Annotated in this window: 13 protein-coding genes and 1 pseudogene; 4 read left to right on the top strand and 10 right to left on the bottom strand. The window is 42.6% G+C overall.

Annotation, left to right across the window (positions count from 1 at the left end; genetic code table 11):
- Positions 1 to 3 precede the first annotated feature (3 nt).
- Positions 4 to 2,145: a TonB-dependent hemoglobin/transferrin/lactoferrin family receptor gene (locus tag F0249_RS02075; protein ID WP_171755702.1), complete on the bottom strand. Its 2,142-nt coding sequence runs from the start codon at positions 2,143 to 2,145 to the stop codon at positions 4 to 6.
- A complete protein-coding gene (locus F0249_RS02070; protein WP_171755701.1) occupies positions 2,146 to 4,158 on the bottom strand; it encodes a prolyl oligopeptidase family serine peptidase in 2,013 nt (670 codons plus the stop codon).
- Positions 4,159 to 4,464: 306 nt separating this feature from the next.
- Here F0249_RS02070 and F0249_RS02065 point away from each other — a divergent pair.
- Positions 4,465 to 5,079, top strand: a pseudogene (locus F0249_RS02065) (hypothetical protein); the annotation flags it as partial.
- Here F0249_RS02065 and F0249_RS02060 read toward each other — a convergent pair.
- Positions 5,072 to 5,950 carry a LysR family transcriptional regulator gene (locus F0249_RS02060; RefSeq protein WP_171755700.1) on the bottom strand — a complete coding sequence of 293 codons (879 nt, stop codon included), beginning with the start codon at positions 5,948 to 5,950 and terminating at the stop codon, positions 5,072 to 5,074. The pseudogene F0249_RS02065 and the gene F0249_RS02060 sit on opposite strands and share 8 nt — an antisense overlap.
- Positions 5,951 to 6,061: 111 nt before the next feature.
- Here F0249_RS02060 and F0249_RS02055 point away from each other — a divergent pair, with 111 nt between their 5' ends.
- Entirely contained in the window at positions 6,062 to 6,733 is a 672-nt protein-coding gene (locus F0249_RS02055) for a type 1 glutamine amidotransferase domain-containing protein (RefSeq protein WP_171755699.1), read from the top strand.
- A gap of 96 nt (positions 6,734 to 6,829) precedes the next feature.
- On the opposite strand, the gene yghU is transcribed toward F0249_RS02055, so the two are convergent.
- Positions 6,830 to 7,687: a glutathione-dependent disulfide-bond oxidoreductase gene (gene yghU / locus F0249_RS02050; protein WP_171755698.1), complete on the bottom strand. Its 858-nt coding sequence runs from the start codon at positions 7,685 to 7,687 to the stop codon at positions 6,830 to 6,832.
- Between the two features lie 288 nt (positions 7,688 to 7,975).
- Between yghU and F0249_RS02045 the strand changes: the two genes are divergently transcribed.
- Entirely contained in the window at positions 7,976 to 8,773 is a 798-nt protein-coding gene (locus F0249_RS02045) for a Cof-type HAD-IIB family hydrolase (protein WP_171755697.1), read from the top strand.
- 91 nt (positions 8,774 to 8,864) lie between these two features.
- Here F0249_RS02045 and F0249_RS02040 read toward each other — a convergent pair whose 3' ends face one another.
- Complete coding sequence (locus F0249_RS02040) at positions 8,865 to 11,438, bottom strand: glycoside hydrolase family 3 protein (RefSeq protein WP_171755696.1); 2,574 nt, start codon at positions 11,436 to 11,438, stop codon at positions 8,865 to 8,867.
- Positions 11,439 to 11,825: 387 nt separating this feature from the next.
- A complete protein-coding gene (locus tag F0249_RS02035; RefSeq protein ID WP_113797109.1) occupies positions 11,826 to 13,121 on the bottom strand; it encodes a carbohydrate porin in 1,296 nt (431 codons plus the stop codon).
- Positions 13,122 to 13,917: 796 nt separating this feature from the next.
- On the opposite strand from F0249_RS02035, the gene F0249_RS02030 reads away from it, so the two are divergent.
- The gene (locus tag F0249_RS02030) at positions 13,918 to 14,820 is read left to right on the top strand and encodes a MalM family protein (RefSeq protein ID WP_171755695.1); all 903 of its coding nucleotides are present in this window, start codon (positions 13,918 to 13,920) and stop codon (positions 14,818 to 14,820) included.
- A gap of 94 nt (positions 14,821 to 14,914) precedes the next feature.
- Here F0249_RS02030 and F0249_RS02025 read toward each other — a convergent pair whose 3' ends face one another.
- The 4 genes from F0249_RS02025 to F0249_RS20325 all read right to left on the bottom strand — a co-directional run bounded on the left by F0249_RS02025 (position 14,915) and on the right by F0249_RS20325 (position 20,014).
- Positions 14,915 to 16,519, bottom strand: coding sequence for a glycoside hydrolase family 16 protein (locus tag F0249_RS02025; RefSeq protein ID WP_171755694.1), 1,605 nt, complete (start codon positions 16,517 to 16,519; stop codon positions 14,915 to 14,917).
- A 292-nt stretch (positions 16,520 to 16,811) separates the two neighbouring features.
- Positions 16,812 to 17,837 carry a family 16 glycosylhydrolase gene (locus F0249_RS02020; protein WP_253825269.1) on the bottom strand — a complete coding sequence of 342 codons (1,026 nt, stop codon included), beginning with the start codon at positions 17,835 to 17,837 and terminating at the stop codon, positions 16,812 to 16,814.
- 82 nt (positions 17,838 to 17,919) lie between these two features.
- Positions 17,920 to 19,770: a hypothetical protein gene (locus F0249_RS02015; protein ID WP_171755692.1), complete on the bottom strand. Its 1,851-nt coding sequence runs from the start codon at positions 19,768 to 19,770 to the stop codon at positions 17,920 to 17,922.
- 115 nt (positions 19,771 to 19,885) lie between these two features.
- Positions 19,886 to 20,014, bottom strand: a complete 129-nt coding sequence (locus F0249_RS20325) for a hypothetical protein (protein WP_301337533.1) — start codon at positions 20,012 to 20,014, stop codon at positions 19,886 to 19,888.
- Positions 20,015 to 20,315: the final 301 nt, after the last annotated feature.

Genomic DNA, 20,315 nt, shown 5'->3' with positions numbered 1-20,315 from the left:
ATCCTAGAATTCGTATTTAGCATTCACTGTAATGTAACGGCCTGGCTCAGTTGAGTAGCGTTTGCTCTCTTCTGCGATCCCTGCAACGTCTTGGTAGCGGATGTACTCTTTATCGAACAAGTTCACGACGGTCGCACTCACACGAAGGTCTTTGGACACGTGGTAAGTTGCACCAATATCAACCGTGTTCCAAGCACTGGTTTGTGCACATTCGGTTGCTAAGCCGAGGGAAGTTTGACACGTTGGAACGCGATCCATCGCAGCGGCCCAATTCCATAATGCGTAAGCACTAAAGTCTTGATTGGTGTAGTTCACTTCTACATTACCTTCGAAAGGAGTGATGCTTCGAATGTAGTCACTGTCGGCTTCTTTTCCGTCCACATAGCCAAACTTGGTACCTACATTCCACTCTTTGGTTAATGCATAAGCGGCAGAAAGCTCAGCACCGTATGTCTCTACGCCATCGAGGTTTTGGTACTGTTTGATGTAATTACCGGTGCTTGAATCAAAGCCTGTCGTCACAACATCGATGAAGTTTTCAAACTTGTTGTAAAAAGCAGAGACGTAAAGATGTGCGCGACCGTTATCGAACTTATGACCAATTTCGAATGAGTCTGACGTTTCGGCTTCTAGATCTAAGTTAGGTGCGATAACAAAAGGCGTTAACGGAACAAAATCATGGTTTACGAAACCATACGCTTTGTCGTATTCCGGAGCGCGATAACCATGGTTGTAAGAAACATAAACAATGTTATTGGTGAACACTTCTCGAGAAACCGACAAACTTGGAGAGACTTCCGAGCTATCAATGTCTTTCAGTGGGAAGCCACCAACGTCACCTTTTCCATCAGGCGTAAGACGGTGTGCATCAAAGCGTAAGCCGCCAGTAATAGTCCACTTATCCAGTTCCACCATGTCTCTTACATATAAGCCGATGTTGTAGGCACGAGCAGGAGCAAAAGGTTGCTTGGTAGAAGGCGTAACGCCATTCCAGTCAATTTTAGAGTCGCTATCAGTACGTTCGTAGTAATCGGTAGCCAGCTCAACACCGTAAGCTAATTGATGATCAGTGTTTGCGGCATAGAGGGTATGAGTAAAGTCGCCTCGAAAGCCAATCGTTTCATCAATGAACGTCTTATGCTCTAGCTCGCGACGCTTGGTCAGCAAGCCGTTATGATCGACTTGTCGCATTAGACGGTTCGTGTCTTCAACCACTTCGGTATAACGCCAGTAAATCTTAGTGTCTAACTCTTCGAACCAAGTCGGTTCCAGCGGCGTGATTTCGGCGCCGATATACGCACTGTACTCTTCTGATTTTTCATCTTCGGCAAAGTTTTCAATATGCCAAATGCCGTCTGGCTGAACGGAAGGCGACCCTTCTAAGCGCTCTTGATTCTGAGTATAAAGCTCAGCGTGTGCTGTCAGCATCAATTCATCACTGTAAAAATGGTTGATGGTGTAAGCACCACTGTAACCATCGAGATCACGGTTGTATAAATCTTCATCAAAGTTACGCGTCTCTTGCCCTTGCCAATAAGAAACATTGAACAGACTCTCTGTATCACCAGAGCGGAACGCTAGATTACTCGTCGCTTTGTATTTGTTGCTGATGTCGGTGTAGGTACCAGAAACGTCTGTATAGAAATCCTTATCTTTAAGAAAATCGCCCGGTTGTTTAGATTTCAAAATCACGACACCACCAATGGCACCAGAACCATGCACAGAAGAACTCGCACCTTTGATGATTTGAAGAGATTGAAAATTGGATAAATCGAAAGTATCTCGACCAACCGCATCGTTAATATCATTCGCACCAAAGCCGTCTGCTGAACGGATACCGTCACGGACAATCATGATTCGGTTGCCCGTCATACCACGGATGGTGATGTTTTGAGGACGCCCAGCACCACCTGTAACGCTTACACCCGGCTCATTACGTAGTGCATCGTAAAGCTCCGTCTCACCTCTCGCTTCAATTTCTTCTTCCGTAATCACCGCAACACTGCCAGCCACTTTTGATAGGGGCTGATCAATTTTGTTAGCGGTAACGACCACCTCTTCCATAAAGTAAACGTCAGATTCTGCGTGCACTTGACTGGCAGCAAGTACCGAAAGTACTGCTACTGACACTGGGGTAAGCTTCATTTACTGCTCCGCTTTAGATGTTTTAATTAGTGATAATAGAAATGCATATTCCTTTGCTTGTTGCTCTCTTGCCTGTCTTGGATCCATGCTATGGCCAGAGTTAAAATCCGTTTGCAACAAATAAGGTCCTGTCGATTCACTGACCGACGAAATGGTGGCGAGATACTTCGCGCCTTCCCAGTAAGGCACACGTTGGTCGTTCAACCCGACTTGAACCAACATGGGCGGGTAAGCGTCTTTGCGGATATTAAGAATAGGATCATAGGCCTGCATAATACTGCGTTGCTCTGTGAGGGTCGGATTCCCCCACTCACCATATTGCTGCGCCGTCAAAGGCAAAGAAGTGTCAGACATGCTTGCAACAACATCGACGAACGGCACTTTTAATACCGCTCCAGCAAACAAGTCAGGAGCTTGGTTAATGGCACCCGCAACTAAGGTGCCACCCGCACTTGAGCCCAATGCGTAAACATCACGTTCACTATGCTTAAAGTGCTTCAGTGCTTGTGCTACCGCTGTAAAGTCATTGATGGAATTGGCTTTTAGAATCCCACGCCCTTGTTCATGCCAATCGTTACCAAAGTAACCACCGCCACGAACGTGTGCAATCGCATAGATCACGCCTTGGTCAAGTAAACTCACCGTCTGAGGCATGAAGTAAGGTTTCATGGTAAAGCCGTATGCGCCATAGCCATAGAGTATTACTGGGGCGTTTTCATTCAGCTTGTCTTTACGATAAGCGAGAGATACGGGTACCTCAACACCGTTCGCTTTCACCGTAATACGTTGGGAAACATAATCTTGGCTTGAGAAGTCACGATAATCATCTTGGGAGAAGTCCGATTTTTCCAGAGCCTTAACATCAAACTCTTCCCACAATGGCGGTGTCGTCATAGACATACTACGAATGTGGAGCTTGTTGGAAGCATAGTCACCGAGCCTACTCAACCACGCGACACGACCTTCTGTTTCCAGTGATAACGATTTCTTAACGTTGCCAGCGTATGAATACACGGTGAGTATGGTTGCGCTCTTTTGCTTGGTTAATGCCACAAGTCCAGCATCATACAGATAGAACTGTTCAACATTGTTCTTAGAAGATGCAAAAGGTGTCCATTTGATGTTCTTACCATGCCCAATAACATCGGCAAGCTTCACCTCAAACAATCCAAAATATCCACCCAAATTGCTGTTAATGAATACCCTTCCTTGAGCAACATCTGCGTAATATTCAATACTTGCTTCTGGTTTGCGCAGTGACGAAGTCAACGATCCAGAATCTAATTCAAGTAGCTTTTGCTCGGTAGTTGACTCATTGTTACTTTGGACTAGAGCGTAATGTGAATCTGCCGCGGGATAGAAGGACATCAACCAATCGGTTTTGTCCTCTTGCCAAATCACTCGTTTCTCAAGTGTTTGAATATCGATTCGTAAAATTTGATGTGGACGCTGCGTATGTGATTCTTTCGCAACGACGTAAGCAGATTTGCCGTTAGCGGATAACAAAACACCGTTATCAACATTGTCCGTTAGCTCTACTGCCTTTCCTTTTTCAAGATCGACGAAAACGGCACGGTATTGTTCGCTACCATTGGTGTCTTCAGTAAACAACAAAGCATTATTCTGAATGCGCCACTGACCGATTTGAAAGTATTGATACTCAGCTTGGCGAGACGAGAAATCGTAAACAATGTTCTCTTCAGCATTGCTACCCGAGCGAGACAGCAAAACGTAACGCCCCTTTCGTCGAGTGAGATTCCATTCCTCACCATTTTGAATAACCCACGGTGCCTTACCTTTCTCCGCGGCCATCGAATCCCATTGAGTTAGCAAACTCTGTGTGATGTTGTCGTATCCATTCTGAAACTGTGCTGTTTTTTGGTTTTGTCTTTCGAGGTAAGAAAGCACACGCTGGTCTTGTCGAGAATCATCTCTCAACCAATCAAAATCTTCCGCAGCAAAACTGGGCAAAGAGGTGACTAAAAGCCCCAAAAAAACATAAGTAAATTTCATATAAATGGCACAACTATTTATAGGTTTGATATTATTTTGCGCATCATACACCTCAAATGATAATGAGATCAATTATCATTTGTATTTTATATGGCGTTTTTACCTATTTTTCTTATGCCAAACGTTTAAATGACCAATAAATGTAAATTGGGAACCTGTTGATAATTGATCTACTTTGTCATGCGACAACAAATGAAGTGATTACCCATATCAACAGTTATGCATAAGGTGATAGATGCCTTTTTAGCGACGGTATTCATTAAAAATAAGGTTTGGTATTCTAATTTCTACTGGTAGGCCAGAGAACTGTTTACTTTGATTGCTGAGCAAAACAGCGCAGTGGTCGGTTCCATTAAAGGTGCATTTGTGAGTACCGCCGAACCTCACTATTTATCGCTTTGCTTAGATAACTCATCTTCATTTAAAGTAAATGCGCTAATGTATCAGCAAGTTGCGCCATTGGTTTCTGAAGGATCAACAGGTTTAGAGTTAACTCTTGCAAGTCAGGATCAACTATCTGAGTTCGATGAATTTGCCGTTAGTAATATTGGTGCTCCTGCGCAATGGTTGTCTGAGTACTTCAGTAATCTAATCACACGAGAAGAGCTTTGGGGGTATTGGAAGGATGGTTGGTTATTAGCAACGGGTGAATGTCGTCTATTTGATGAACACCAGACTCAATATGCTGACTTGGGGATGATTGTAGCTGAGTTAGAACGAGGTCAGGGGATTGCCACTCGCGTGCTTTACCAACACGATTCTGATGACATCGATTGGGTCGAAATTGCATTTCGGTTTGGTTTCAGCGACCAACCTCACCTCATCCGCTACTTAAAGAAACAAATTGGCTTAACGCCTAAAACCTACGAAAAAGAGCGTAGTTTAACTATTGATGTTTATGGCGGTGTTAGCTCTACGTAATCTGTCGGAAATGATTAATCAAGTAATCTATTGCCAAGCGAGCACGCACAGGAAGAAAACGTTGATTTTGATATACGATCCAACTGCTGCTTCCTTTGCCCCAAAAGTCTTGAAGTATTGGAACAAGCGAACCTGACTCTAACCCTTTCGCTAGGCTGCTTTTCGGCATATACGCAACCCCTAGCCCTCGCTCACAAGCAGAGACCACTGCGTTAGAGTTATTACTTTTCCAACGACCATGGACACGCATGTTAATAGTGTTGCCATCGTTTTCAAAAAGCCAGTGATCGTTATTGGCAATAATGCAGCTATGTTGTTTCAGTTGGCTAGGGTGAGTGGGTTCACCATAATGAGTGAGATATTCTTGACTCGCGACCGCGGCCATCGGGCGATCCACCAGCTTTCTAGCAACTAAACCTGAATCTTTTAGGACACCATAACGAATAGCGAAATCAATACCATCTTCAATGAAGTTAACCATGCGAGAATTAAAATCCATTTCGATGGTAAGCTCTGGATACGACTTAGCAAACTCCATTAAAGCAGGGGCGACATGATCTTCTGCAAATGCACCCGCAGCGCTGACACGCAAAGTACCACTTAACGTCACTTGCTGTGAGTTTAAGCCTTCATTCGCTTGTTGTAGCCCGGTGACCAGTTCTCTGCATTGTTGGTAATACAATTGACCTGCTTCGGTTAAATTCACTAACCGAGTTGAACGAGCAAGTAAAACGGTTCCGAGCCTTTCTTCTAACCGAGACACTTGTCGGCTAACGTGACTGGTACTGCAACCTAACTGTTTCGCAGCCGCTGAGAAGCCATGACTTTCAGCCACCGCGACGAATTCAATAATCCCATCAAAATTGTTCATTCCACTCATCTTTGCTATATAGCAATAATATTTTGCCAATTATCGGTATTATCAGCCAGATGGTTTTGAATTAATATCTTTTTCGAACTCAAAGCATTCAAGGAAGCCATAATGAAAAAGATTCTAATTCCAGTGACGAACCATGCCACTCTAGGCGAAACAGACCAAGCTAACGGTACTTATTCACCGGAGATCACTCACGTCATTCACGAGCTGACGGCTGCTGGCTTTGAATACGATATCGCGTCAATTGAAGGTGGAAAAGCGCCACTCTACGGTACTGATATCAAAGGCGATCAGATAAACAGTGCGGTATTATCGGATGATGATTTCCAGAATCGTATCAATAACAGCATTCCTGTATCGCAAATCAATATTGATGACTACGACGCTGTTTTCTACCCTGGTGGTTTTGGGTTGTTGTCAGACCTTGCAACGAATGTGAGTTTTGCTCAACTGGCAGCGAAACATTACGAGAGTGATGGCATCATCGCTGCTGTATGTCATGGCCCAGCAGCATTACTTCCAATTACATTGAGTAATGGTGACAGCCTACTTGCCTCTAAATCGGTAACGGGATTCACACGTGAAGAAGAGATCGATTTTGGTACGATTGATGACATCCCATTCCTGCTTGAAGAGTCACTTTCTCGTAAAGCGGTTCGCTTCAGTAAAGTGCAACCTTGGCATGAACTAGTGATCGTAGATGACCGAATAATTACGGGCCAAAACCCAACTAGTGCTCATGGTGTTGGTAAAGCGTTAGTCACTGCACTGTCGTAAACATATTGTCGATGAGATTTTAATAGCATTTTAAAGTGAAGATGTGCTTCCAATTCGGTAGCACATCTTTTCATTACTCTTTTACCAGCCGTCAGTTTAAGAGCGCAGGGCTAGTACTTTATCTATATCTTCAGCACTATGACGCTCTGGCACTTGCTCCCACTCTTCGCCCCAAGAGCGATTAATGGTGCGTCCGCGCTGTACGCCTTCTCTCTTCTCAAGCATTTTCGCCCAACGAACAACGTTAGTATAAGAGTCTACTTGTAAGAACTCAGCCGCATCATAAATATTGCCCAATACCAAGTTGCCATACCACGGCCAAATCCCCATATCAGCAATACTGTACTCTTCACCCGCAACATAAGTAGTTTTAGCCAGTTGCTTGTCTAGCACATCTAATTGACGCTTCACTTCCATTGAAAAGCGATTGATTGGGTACTCTAACTTTTCATCGGCGTAAGAATAAAAATGACCAAAACCACCACCTAATAGCGGAGCTGAACCTTGAACCCAAAACAACCAATTAAACACTTGGGTTCTCGCACTGCCCTCTTTTGGCAAGAAATGGCCAAACTTCTCAGCCAGATGAACAAGGATAGATGCAGATTCGAATACATTAACGTCTTCATCGCCTGATTTATCCAGTAGTGCTGGAATTTTTGAGTTTGGATTAACATCCACAAAGCCAGATGAAAACTGATCACCTTCGCCAATATTGATCAGATAGGCATCGTATTCCACCTCAGTAATTCCGAGTGCTAACAACTCTTCTAATAGAATCGTAACTTTTTGACCATTAGGTGTACCAAGAGAGTAAAGCTGCAAAGCATGCTTCCCTACAGGTAAATCTTGATCATGCCTTGCACCTGATACTGGGCTGTTTATGTTCGCCCATTTATTACCGCCACTTGAATCATTTACCCAGATTTTAGGTGGTATGTATTCATTAGCCATTCTATTTTCCTTTTCTATTTTGAAGCTGACATACCAAGATATTGGGTCAGGTTTTTAAGTTAAAAGGTTAGCTCTTGTTTTTAGTTAGAATCTTTGGTTATTAAATGGACTCACGAGATATAAGTGAGCTATTTATGGTGAAAATTACAGCGACAAACGCTAAGATACGCGCACTTTAGCAATATGCTCGCCTATATCATTAGTTCAACTATAGACGAGAGATCGAATGTTTTTAAATTCCTCCATCGACATCAATTGCCAACCAAATTTAGCTTTATGAGAATCTCAATGCCACAGACTACGATTAAATTCATTGCTGCCGATATGGACGGCACTTTACTTGATGAAAATAGCCAATTAAATCCGGACTTTTTCCCGCTTTATCAGCAATTAGAGCAAAATAATATTATCTTTGCGGCGGCATCTGGTCGTCAGTATTACAGCCTAATGGAAACGTTCGCACCACTGAAAGATCGCATGATGTTTATTGCTGAAAATGGCACATTAGTGATGCATCAGGGTAAGGAACTTTATAGCTGCACCATCGAGAAAGAGATCATTCACGAGATCCTCAAACAAGCTCGACTCGTTGAAGGTGCCCACATTGTACTTTGTGGTAAGAAGTCCGCTTATATTGAAACACAAGACTCAAAAGCGCGCGCTGAAATCTGTAAGTATTACCATCGCTGTGAAATCGTTGATGACCTTCTATCTATCGAAGATGAATTTGTTAAAGTGGCAATTTGTCATTTTGATGGTTCTGCTGAACACGTCCATCCTCTGATCAATGAGAAGTTTGGTGACAGCCAACAAGTCGTGATCAGTGCAAAAATTTGGCTGGATGTGATGAATTCAGCAGCATCAAAAGGCGCTGCAATTAAACACCTACAAAACGAGTTAGGTTTTAGTTATGAAGAGACGATGAGCTTTGGCGACTACTTCAACGATGTTCAAATGCTGCAAGCAAGTTACCACTCTTATGCGATGGAAAATGCACATGAAGGCGTAAAAAAACACGCCCGATTCAGCGCGCCAAGTAACCGTGAAGCAGGTGTGTTTCAAGTTCTCAGCGCATTGTTGAAATAACAGAAAATCTGAATTTAAAAGTCGCTAGATCGGCAATCTAGCGGCTCTTACTATTCACTATATGGTGAACGTCTAATCTCATCTACCGCTCTTAACTAGGGTTCCAACAGATATTAGCGAGAACAATAGAGAGTGCCCCTTCAGAGAAAAGAACAAATGGCGTATCTAAATGCGCTATCGGAACACCATTCTTATGGAAAAATTCACAAGGAATTGAAACGGTTACAAACTCATCTCGAATCTCAGAGCAGAAATGGCTGATATCAAACTTGGTATGATCATGTAATTGGCTGGCAAACGCTGGTTTTTGGACGCCAATGTAAACGGGCTTTGTCGCTTTACCGCTCACTTTTAATTCAAACTGAAGTGTCCCCGCTTGGTATTGGCTGTAATCCATCACCTGTCCATCGCTTGTTTGAACATAAACAACGCTTAACCCTTCCCCACAACACTGCAATTCTACCGCGTCCTGTTGCTGCTGGTAATTGTAAGGTTTTGTTCTGATCTCGCAGAGTGACAAGCTGTTATTTCTCGACACATCAACCCCTGTCCAGTGAGCCGAATCCGCGACCTTCAACTGATAATCACCAATGGTCGCATTCACCCCGTAGAGATGAATAGGCAGTGTCGCATACTGCTGGCGCTGATCAGACTCCTCTTCTATATCAAGGTTATCAAGATCTCGTACTTGCGGTGTATCACGATAGTTTAGTCCGTAGCCATATTCGAAAAGGGGGGCATGCTCTCCTTGTGGATCTTGTTCAAACTCTGGTAATTGGTAATTAGGGATATGAGTAGGAAAACGATGCACCGACGTGCTTCGCTTCTTGTTCGGCCAACTAAATGATAGTCGTCCAGTAAAATCAAATTGCGGTTCACCTTGCTTGTTTTCAACCAAAACATCGGTGATACCTTTACCTTCACTTCCTGGTAAGAAGGCGGCAATGAAAGACTCAGAGAGGGCAATTTCTTGATTCACATAAAGCGGGCGACCACTAAAGAATAACGAGATAACCTTTACGCCTTGCTGATGAAGTTGCTTTATTTTTTCACAATCTGCCGCGTAACTGCGCTTTAAGGTTCGAAACTCTAAGGTTTGCCACGCTTTAATGTCACCCATCATTTCAGCATAAGGATCTTCACCGAAAGCCACTATAGCGATATCACCCTCCTGCCACTGTGTGTTGAGATCTGGGTCATAACAAATCTGTTCTGCACCTAACTCCGCCTCCAATGCCATTTTTACTGTCGTAGCACCTGGAAAATCATCTAAGCCGTTTTCATCTCCTTGCCAGGTTAAGTTCCAACCACCAGACTGCTTTTGTAAATCATTCGCGGCACTGCCTGTTAGAATAATCTGTTGATCACGCTTTAATGGCAAAATGCGATTATTATTTTTAAGTAATACTAATGATTTTCGGACAGCTTCTCGCGCCACTTCACGGTGTTGCGGAGCACCTAAAATATGCTGTTCCCCAGCCAACTTTCTTGCTGAAGGACACGGTTTACCCCATAATCCAGCACGCATTTTCACTCTTAAAATACGCGTCACCGCATCGTTGATTCGACTAATATCGATGGTTCCGTTAAGCACATCTTTTCGGGTTCTGTGATACACGGCTTGCCAGTGTTTACGCGTTGGGATCATCAAAACATCGTTACCCGCATTAATCGCGTAACTCGCATTACCATCTGAGCATTTGCTCACTTCTGCGTGGCCATGCCAATCTGTAACGATTAACCCATCAAATCCCATTGCCTGTTTAAGCACACCCGTTAGTAAATACTTACTACCGTGAATTTTATTATTGTAATTGCCCTCAGTGTCTGGAGAGTGATCATAATTACTCGGATCAGCCCAACTATTAAACGATGACATCACCACCTGAGCCCCTGCGTCTAATCCGCTAAAGTAGCCCATAGCATGGATATTACGCATCAAATCTTCACTGTAATTATTCACTCCACGATCTACGCCAGTTGCCGTTCCACCATCACCAAGCCAATGCTTCACATTCGATATAACGTGATATTCATCTTTCAACTCGTCGGCATTTCCTTGTAACCCTTTTACCATTTCACCAGCATAGGCAAAAACAACTTCCGGATCTTCCGAATACCCCTCGTATACCCTCCCCCAACGTAAATCTCTTGGCGTCGCCACAGTAGGAGCAAAGGTCCAGTCCAATCCTGTTGCGGCAATTTCTAACGCAGTAACTCGTCCAATCCTATAAATTAGCTCTGTATCTCTCGCGCAGCCTAAGCCAATGTTATGCGGGAAGACGGTTGAGCAAAAAGCGTTATTGTGGCCATGGACAGCATCCGTTGCCCACATAAATGGAATGCGAAATGGTCTATTCTCAAATGCAGTTTCCGCTGCATGCCAATAGCCATCAGCTGAACTGATCCACTCTTTCGCCATGGCTCGCTTATTACCATTTGGCCAAGATCCACCACCATTCAGAATGGATCCAATTTTGTATAGCTCTACCTCTTGAGGGGTAATATCACGCAGCTCCGGTTGGATCATTTGACCTATTTTTTCTTCCAGAGTCATCTGTTCAACAATATTGCGTACAGCTTGCTCGATTGTGTTGTCGACTTTAATCGCTGATTGTATTTTAGGCCACTGAGCATAATAGGGAGTGCAAAACGTTGTCGTCATAAAAAACCTCAGATTCAATGCTCTTCAAATACCGAAACAGGTTAGACAAAGAGTATTAATAAAACAGAAATTCATAATGTAGCAATACCAAATGTAACGGTACAAAATGCGAACAAAAAAGCCGCTTCAACTGAAGCGGCTTATGAGTATCTCAAGAGACTTTGTCGACTTTAACCTGAAGCTAGACAGGCTAAATAAATTGTATCTCTTTAAATCTCACTGCAATATAAATAAGCCTTATGCCACGGCACTGTTAAGTGCTTACCTATTGCGAATTAGAATACCAAACTTATAAGTCGTCCGATTTACATGTTTGGCTAAGCATGCCATCGCCCCCGACAGGCATGCTTAAAGGCAATCTCTCCCATTACCTGACTAAAATGGTGATTACCACCACATATCTGTTTGAATACCAACCAGTAGGTCAGCCTTATCACGATCCGAACCGTCTAGGTAAGTGGCTAAGAAACGAATCTCTGGAGCAGGTCCCATCCCTGTAGGAACGATAACCGTTGGTGCAATCGTTAACTTGTAGTTAGTTTGATCATCACCAACACCGTTTGAATCTTCCCACTTGTTGTATTGGTAACCCGCTTCAGTCGCAATAAAGAAGTTCTTAGCGACAGGGAATGAAGGACGGATCATCGCTGATGCCCAACTATCTTTGCCGCCATTATCCATGTCGTTATATTGACCTTGAATCGAGTGGAAGATACTCACACCATTTTCGAAGAAGTAGCCACCCCATACAAGTGCACGGGCTGATACATCACCACTTTCAACTTTCTTCATGTTGCTCGGGCTTTCTAATGCGCCATTGCCTGGTTTGTAGGCGTTGTACGTTGTTAACGTACCACCAAGCAGTTGACCTGAACCTAAACCTTGACCAGCTTGCGCAATATATTTAGTGAAACCCTTATCTGATAAGCCAAAGAATGATTCTTGATGCACGATAGCCGTCATTTCAAAACCGTTACTCGCGTATTTTGTTGCGGTGCCACCATTATCAACGTAGTTATCTGGTAAATATTTACCCATGGCATGTAATTCTACGCCGTCAAAATCTACGCCGACATGAACAGAGTGCATGATATTGTTTGAATCACCCCAGAATGACGTATCATCGGCGTTATCACTTGCGATATAAGCGAAATCCCACTTATTGCCGCCAAGTTCAATACCTTCAATACCTACACCTGTACCAGACATATCAGTATAGAAAAAGTCAGTCATAAAGATGTAGTTGTCTTTACCGTAAAAACGTTTACCACCCCATAAAGTGCCAGTGTCTGTCACACCATCGAATTCTGCAAAGGTCTCTACCATACCAATGCTGCTGTTTGCCGCATCAGCATTTGCACCCAATTGGTTGTTGCCACCCGATTGCGTATTATCAGCACCTACACGAGTTTTAATGCGAATTTTTTGTCCATCATCATTTTCAAAGTTTTTTTGTAACGCAAGCTCAAAGTGACTATCTGATTCAAGACCTAAGCGACCTAGACGCTCTTTTGATGCAGGGAATTTTGCACGTTTGTAATCATCATTTTTGCTGTAAAGAACACCGGCACGGAAATAACCGTGAAATTCAAATCCATCTGATTTTTCAGCATAAACAGCAGGGGCAGCAGATAAACCGGCTGTTGCGACCAAACAAGCAAGGGTAAGCTTAGAAAGTTTCATATTAACTCCATGTCCAAATTTTGCCTTCAAAAGAAAGCGCTTTCTTTTATATTTATAAAAAAACCAATCTCTCTGATTAGCTAAAAGTGAGGAAAGAAGTTTTCACTGCCCTGCACTTACTAAAATTGTTGGTATTGGCTGTTTAATTAGTACAAACGAAGTATAAATCGATCAAAGGATAGAAAACTGTGATCCTTCACACCAAAGAAAGCGCTTTCATGGTTATGAGTCACATTTTAAACTTTAACTATAAAATCAAGTCGGTATTTACCTTGTTATTCACTTGGGTTGTGAAACTTAAAAGGACATATTCTCTATAAAAATGCTTTAAACTCGCTTACCTCGAATTTAAAGACTCACTGAATAAGTGGAAGGCTGACCATAAGAACCACTGACTATCTTTTACTATCTAACTCCTTAACTATCGACTTTTATACACAGGAAAATTTAATTCTATCAACGATAAATAAATTAAATTACTGTTATAAAAGGTAATTATTTAATATTCTTTTTTACCCACCCAATATACAACGCCACACCAACATTAACATTACAATACAAAAAGCTGAGTAAACAACTCTAAAACACAGGAGAACCACTCATAATCCGTAAAAATGATGGACACGACTAGGCTACGTTTAGATTTTACATCAACTCCTAATCACTGGAGAAGAGCAAACCAGAGCCACTATAGATAAGTTAATCATAATTAGCCTTTCGTCACTTAAATTGAAAGCGCTTTCTTATATTATCTATTAATAACGACATACAGTTGCGACAATAAACGTGAGGACTCATGAAAAATGTAATCATAGTACCAGCAATACTTGCGCTTTCAGCTTGTACAACAACCACAAATTCACCTGCGCGCTTTTACGTCACCGCTCCCGGTGTAGAAGAACTAAAAAGTGATGATCATTGCTGCTCTCAATTAAATACCATTCATTACCAACCCGTCACGCGAAATGGTGAACATCGACTCAGCATCGCACTCACGAGTCCTAAAGTGGTGTTCAAATCTGGTCGTTCATTTGTCGAAGGTATTCAGTTGCCTGCATCGCTTACCCCTATCTCTTTTTCTGTTCATTCCAATATAACGACCTCAGCTTTTGTGCCTTCAATACTCGTTCTTGACGATCAATACCAACCTTTAGATGTCATTGACGAACAATCAATTCACTATCAAGCGCAAGGTCTATTAAACAGTGCTCGATACACAGGAGACATTGAATTAAATCAGCGTTACAAAAATGGAAAATCACCCGCTTACTTAGTGGTGTTTACAACAAAAGAAGCAATAGAGACTGAGTCTCCAGTTGGTGAACCAAGTGATATGGCTATGCGTTCAGGAGATATACAAGCCAATATCGCGCACAACACCGATTACTCAATTCCGCACTCAGCCATTGGCAATGTTTCTTTTACTTTCAACTTCGAAGCGCTTGCTACCCCTGCGTCTGAAGAGTTAAGAGAAGAACGAATAAATGACACCGTCACGAAGAAAGACGCCTTAGCGACACCCCATCAAACCGCAGAAAGTGAGGAGAATGTTTATACTGAACTCGTGGAAAACGCGGTGAAATCAGGAAACTTCTCAACGGCCCTTGCTTATGTTGAAGAGTCTGAACGACTAGCCATTTCGGGTGTGAGAGCAACTTTCATTCAAGCAATGAAGCAGTATGAAGAGGCCGATAACTAAGAAACCAGACAAAATTCAGTCCATTAATAATCATAAAAAATGCCGCTTTTCGCGGCATTTTTTATTCGTTAATCTAAACGTTTCAACCTATGCTTTACGGTTTTTCAAAACGAATATTATCCAGCTTAAACGTCATCGCACCTTGTGGCTCTAGCACCAATAAGTTGCTAATAGCAGCAGGATCGGCTTGATTACCACCAGCAAAACGATTGTCACTATCTAGAATATCGGCTATAGCAATACGCACTTCACCCCATTGGCCAACAGCGGGTAATGGCACGGTGACATCACTCGTTTTCGGCCAGCCACTGTCCATTTTAACCAGTAGCTCAGTACCTTCACCCATGTTTTCGACTTTCAAATCAAAAACTAAAACGCCTGTTGTTTTCCAGTGTGTAACATCCGTTACTGGCGAGCGGAAATAGACATTACCACCACCATTTTTCTTAGTGATCTCAAGTACAGTCCCTCTATCGGCCTCTTCTACTTCTTGGTGCTCGACAATATCAAGAGGATCATAACTTGCGTAAGCTAAGCTGCTATTTAAACTATCTGTAAAAATATTTAGCACAGGACCATCAGCGTAACTATCATCCATTGCTAAAATTTCAGGAGCTTGATGGCCTTTCACGAGTGCAGCTTGATCAGAACGTCCTGCACAGCCTTTCCCTTTCCAACGGTCATTTTTACAACGATATACTTTTACGGAATCAACAAGCATGGTTTTTGGAAATGAATCCGGATCAATACCTTTGCTGTTTGCATTAGCTGACCACGAGCCACCTACTGCTAGGTTAAGTAATAAATGGAATTTCTCATCGAACGGAGCGGCACCTTTTGCATTGGAGAGTACGCCCTCTTCTGCCTCATATTGACTGTACCAACCTTCTTGGGTTTGAGTGGCGTAATGAATATTATCGACATACCACCGAATCTCTCCCTCTTCCCACTCTATAGCATAAGTATGGAAATCATCGGCAGGGTTAATCCCATTAGGTAACGATGCTCCTTGACCGCTATACACATTGTCTGGCCATTTTTTTCCATAGTGCAAACTGCCATAAACGCGGTTTTCTAAATCACCCGATTTTGCTCCTGGTGCATCAGACTGCGTTTTTAAATTCACCGCTTCCATGATATCGATTTCACCAGATGCGGCCCAAGTGCCATATTTATTTTCTGTGGGTAGCATCCAAATCGCAGGCCAGGTTCCTTGACCAGATGGCAGCTTCGCTCTTATTTCAAAACGACCATATTTACTGTCTCGTTTATTCAGTGTGCGTAACCTTGCCGAGGTATAAGGGAGGGTTTTGGTCGCCCCACCCGCTTTACCTTCCGGGTTATCAGGCCCAGTAAAACTCTGTTTCTTAGCGACAATATGAAGGAATCCATCTTGTACGAATGCGTTATCAGCTCTTTTGGTGTAACACTGCTGCTCGTTGTTGCCCCCACCCCAACAATTTTCTTCTAATGACCAGTTTCGTTTATTAATCGTGTCACCTTCAAACTCATCCTGCCAAACTAATTGCCAATCACTGCTTGGTACAACAGGCATTTCAACTAGACTGACGGGCTTTTGAGTTTGGACAAGATCGGTATTTCCATCCACAGCATCGTCGGTACTAGCACAACCTGAAAGCAACACTAATGTGGCAATGGAACTTAGAACAGCGGTGGATTGATTGGGTAAATATCGCATTACAACTCCTTGTTATTATTCTCTTTAGCGCTCTTTTATCTATAAACCACAAAAGAAAGCGCTATCTTATATTTCAGAAAATCTAATTGTGAAAATCCATGTAAGGGCAAGATATGAACCTACAGCCCTTGAGTAAAGGTAGTTAAGCTTATATAAACATGTTCAATGAAAAAGCGATGGCGATCATAAAAAGAAAGCGCTTTCTTTTTGGGGTTCACATATTCAAATAAATAATACGCACTCACATGAATTGGAAAATGCGCTACAGAAAGTAACACTCATCGATTCATGTCTAACCTTTACGTCCAGAAAAGCCGTCTCGTCTGCGCCAAGTATTCATCAATAACAAGCTGATAATCATCCATATCGAACTGCTCCCAGCCGAACTTCCTGCATTACTCGGTGTTGACGTATCGCCTCCGGTGTCATCACTGCTACCATCGGCAACACTCGTAGATTCATTGCAGTATTGTTCGTCATTTATGGACGTCACTTTGCAGTGCGCAATATAATCCACTTCCATAGTAACCTGTTGCAAATTGGGATCAATCACTCCTCCTAACATCCCGCCCATTGCGACATTAAGCAGTGCAAACATCGGCTCTTGATACTGAGTACAACTCCTTAAATCTTGGCTAACAACCAAATGCTCATCGATAAAGAAATCGATCTTGTTAACACTCCACTCCATGGCGTAGCTATGCCAATCAAGCACATCCTGAGCACCATTTGGGTATGTGTAGCGATATTCACTGCCACAACCGGATGTATTAAAAAAGTTGGTGATGTAAGAACTAGGCTGATTCGAAAACCACTCCCATACATCAATCTCTCCCGATCCTGCGCTTGGCCAATGAGAAAAATCGTTATCACCTTTGTTTGGCTGCTGCGCAATTCGATTTTCCAGCAACCAAAATGCAGGCCAAGATCCCGCTTCTAAATTATGAAAACGGATCCTTGATTCAATTCGACCATATTGAAATTCTTGCTTATCTTTTGAATTTAAACGACCAGACGTCCACGCTTTTTGTTGCCCACCAAGCGTGGCGCAATTCTGAGTTTTCTTACGAGCAATAATTTTTAGTGTGCCATCCGATACATCGTAATTCCGAGCATCTGAAAAATCATCATCGGTATAACATTGTACTTCATTGTTATAATTGGCTTTTGTTTGTGCGGTCCAGTTGTCCCAGTTCACCCCGTCGCCATCAAATTTATCGATCCATTGCACTTCCCAACCAGCAAAGGCTGGAGCGGTAAATAAAAAGGAAGCACTGACTATAAGCCAAATTTTTTTTGAACATAAAATAGAGAGCATTGACATCATCCACTGATTCAGTTTTTTATGCAGATATAGATAATGGCAGTGAGAGCCACTGCCATTGATTTAGTCACATTGATTACTTTTGATAAACCACATTACGAACGTCTACGATACCGCCATCAATATCTGTAGTTCCGCTGAAATACAGTAAAGAGGTCACATCGGTAAAGTCCGGGCTTCCATTCATCAGCTCTGACACCGGAATAGAATGACTTACCCACTCGTTAGTGATTAAGCGGTCATCTTGATTAAACGTTACGCCATTATTGGTTTGTGGACGCGCATCGTTTCCATATAAACCGGTTTGGAATCCAATCACAACCTTTGAAGATGTGGTTCCTCTGATATCAAAATTGAGAGTTCCATTTTCGAAACCAACGAGGTTATCACCCGCTTGACCTGATAAGACTAAGCCAGCCCCCCAGCCCCAACCTTTAGCTACACCTGCCGTAGGTGGTGTCGTTAATGTCAATACACCCTCCACTTCTTCAAGGAAAGCTGTATCTTCCCAAGCAACGGCTTCTAAGCCAGCTCGTAAGTTCCCATCGACGAATACATTAAAGTCATTACCAACAGGTGGCTCACCAGTAACGGGTTTAGGGTTCGGAGCGTGAACACTGTCTAGCACCGTTTGCTCTAAACCGCCTTGGCTTTTCACAATTTCTAGCCCAGCACGAGTTAACCCATGAAATGCTCCCGCATCCACTTGATCCCAGATCGCAAATTTTGCATTGCCGTTAATATCAATTAAGCCGAAGTGTTTTTCAGAATCACCCGTGTTGTCAGCATCGCCTTTCCACGGCTCATCAAACGCTTGGAAGAAGAATAACGATGCGCCAAATTCATCAGACCATGCTCGCATTAAATCATTAAACGCTTTTTGCTTATATTCGTCTGCGGCCTTAGAACCCTCATCACCATACATAACGTTAGTTTCTGACGCCCAACCAGTTTCACCAATGTGAATTTGTTTTACTACGCCTTGGCTGGCTAGATAATCTTGAGCGGGTTTTATTTGTGACAACAGGTTCTCTTTGGCACGTAACATCGCGGCATCAACTTGCTCAAGAAGACTTAAGCCTTGCTCACTTTCAGGCACTAACCAAAAGGCGTTGGCGTAATGAGTATCGTGGAAAGGGTAAGAGTGGAGAGACACGTAATCAACAGCTTGAACTAAAGCAGCAAGATCGGGATGATCATAATCCCCTAGTCCTGACCATGACGCGAAATTATCTGAACTTGTTACCCATACATCTGCTGGAATTTCACCCTGAGCTTTTTTCTCTTGCAGTGTGTTCACATGTTCGAGAATGATTGTTGGTGTAACGTGATAACCCGCCCAATGCACCATCGCTTCATTACCGACGGCAAGCACTTTAATAATCTCTGGGTAATCATTTACCATCTCCACGGCTTTAGCCACTTCAAGGTAGTTCGCCGGATTATTCTGGGTTGGATCTGGTGTTTGATCAGTCCATGAATTCAATGCATCAATCCAAATACCAAGCATCACGTACATTTCAAACGTTTCGTCTTCATCCATTAACTCATCAATCGCAATAAGTAAATTGGCGGTATCACTAAAACCTTGAGTGTTATACGTGCGTAGTAATTTGAAGCCCATCGCTTCCATAAGTCGTAGATCTTCTTTTATTTCAGCGACAGTTGGAACATTCGCTTCAGTACGCTCTGTTGTTCTAAATGCACCGTATGAAATGGCTGGGTAGTCTGGATTTCCTAGTAATACCTGACCATTTTTCGTTGTAGGGAAATCCCCTACTGGTGCAGGCTGTGCGGAAAGTACTGTGTTTCCATCAGAATCATTTTGTCCATCACTATCATTACTATTGCTATCACTTCCGCACGCAACAAGTAACATCGAAAGTCCAGCTAGAAAGAAAACTTTTAAAGATAATTTATTCATCATAATTTCATCATCGTTTTTTTAATGAATTGTTACATCAACCGAATTAGGTCGACGTTCAAGCGAGATACGTGAGCACTGGCCATTTACGCCAGCGCTACTTTCTATGTACTCGGGATTACTTGCCGTTAAAGGGGATGTTTGGCGATGAGCCATCTTCAAGGCTGTCATCACTACAACCTGAAAGTGCAATAGTTAACGCCGTCATGGCTAAAGTTTTGTTAAACTTCCATTTTTTTTCTCTCATGTAGATATGTCCTTCATCATATTTTTATATATTTTGTTGAACCCAACAAAAGAAAGCGCTTTCTTTAATTTGTTAGATATACATTTATAAACAATGAAAAAACTGATAAAAAATAAGCACCACATATTAAACTAGTGTTTAAATACCAGTAAGTTATCATTAGCAATTATTCTATAGCTACGATTTAGAGCAAAATGTGACCAAACACACCAAGCAAGCGCTTTCTTTATGTGTGGATCACATTTCGCTCAGTCAAATAGGTTTACTTTATGTTACTGAAGCGCACAATCATCGTTAAGCG

Source organism: Vibrio sp. 03-59-1, from assembly GCF_013114135.1.
GTDB lineage: Bacteria > Pseudomonadota > Gammaproteobacteria > Enterobacterales > Vibrionaceae > Vibrio > Vibrio cortegadensis.
This window is presented reverse-complemented; position numbering and strand designations above follow the sequence as displayed.

Coding starts and splice junctions, on each gene's coding strand:
- F0249_RS02075 (WP_171755702.1), bottom strand. CDS start 2,145: ATGAAGCTTACCCCAGTGTCAGTAGCAGTACTTTCGGTACTTGCTGCC.
- F0249_RS02070 (WP_171755701.1), bottom strand. CDS start 4,158: ATGAAATTTACTTATGTTTTTTTGGGGCTTTTAGTCACCTCTTTGCCC.
- F0249_RS02060 (WP_171755700.1), bottom strand. CDS start 5,950: ATGAACAATTTTGATGGGATTATTGAATTCGTCGCGGTGGCTGAAAGT.
- F0249_RS02055 (WP_171755699.1), top strand. CDS start 6,062: ATGAAAAAGATTCTAATTCCAGTGACGAACCATGCCACTCTAGGCGAA.
- yghU (WP_171755698.1), bottom strand. CDS start 7,687: ATGGCTAATGAATACATACCACCTAAAATCTGGGTAAATGATTCAAGT.
- F0249_RS02045 (WP_171755697.1), top strand. CDS start 7,976: ATGCCACAGACTACGATTAAATTCATTGCTGCCGATATGGACGGCACT.
- F0249_RS02040 (WP_171755696.1), bottom strand. CDS start 11,438: ATGACGACAACGTTTTGCACTCCCTATTATGCTCAGTGGCCTAAAATA.
- F0249_RS02035 (WP_113797109.1), bottom strand. CDS start 13,121: ATGAAACTTTCTAAGCTTACCCTTGCTTGTTTGGTCGCAACAGCCGGT.
- F0249_RS02030 (WP_171755695.1), top strand. CDS start 13,918: ATGAAAAATGTAATCATAGTACCAGCAATACTTGCGCTTTCAGCTTGT.
- F0249_RS02025 (WP_171755694.1), bottom strand. CDS start 16,519: ATGCGATATTTACCCAATCAATCCACCGCTGTTCTAAGTTCCATTGCC.
- F0249_RS02020 (WP_253825269.1), bottom strand. CDS start 17,837: ATGCTCTCTATTTTATGTTCAAAAAAAATTTGGCTTATAGTCAGTGCT.
- F0249_RS02015 (WP_171755692.1), bottom strand. CDS start 19,770: ATGATGAATAAATTATCTTTAAAAGTTTTCTTTCTAGCTGGACTTTCG.
- F0249_RS20325 (WP_301337533.1), bottom strand. CDS start 20,014: ATGAGAGAAAAAAAATGGAAGTTTAACAAAACTTTAGCCATGACGGCG.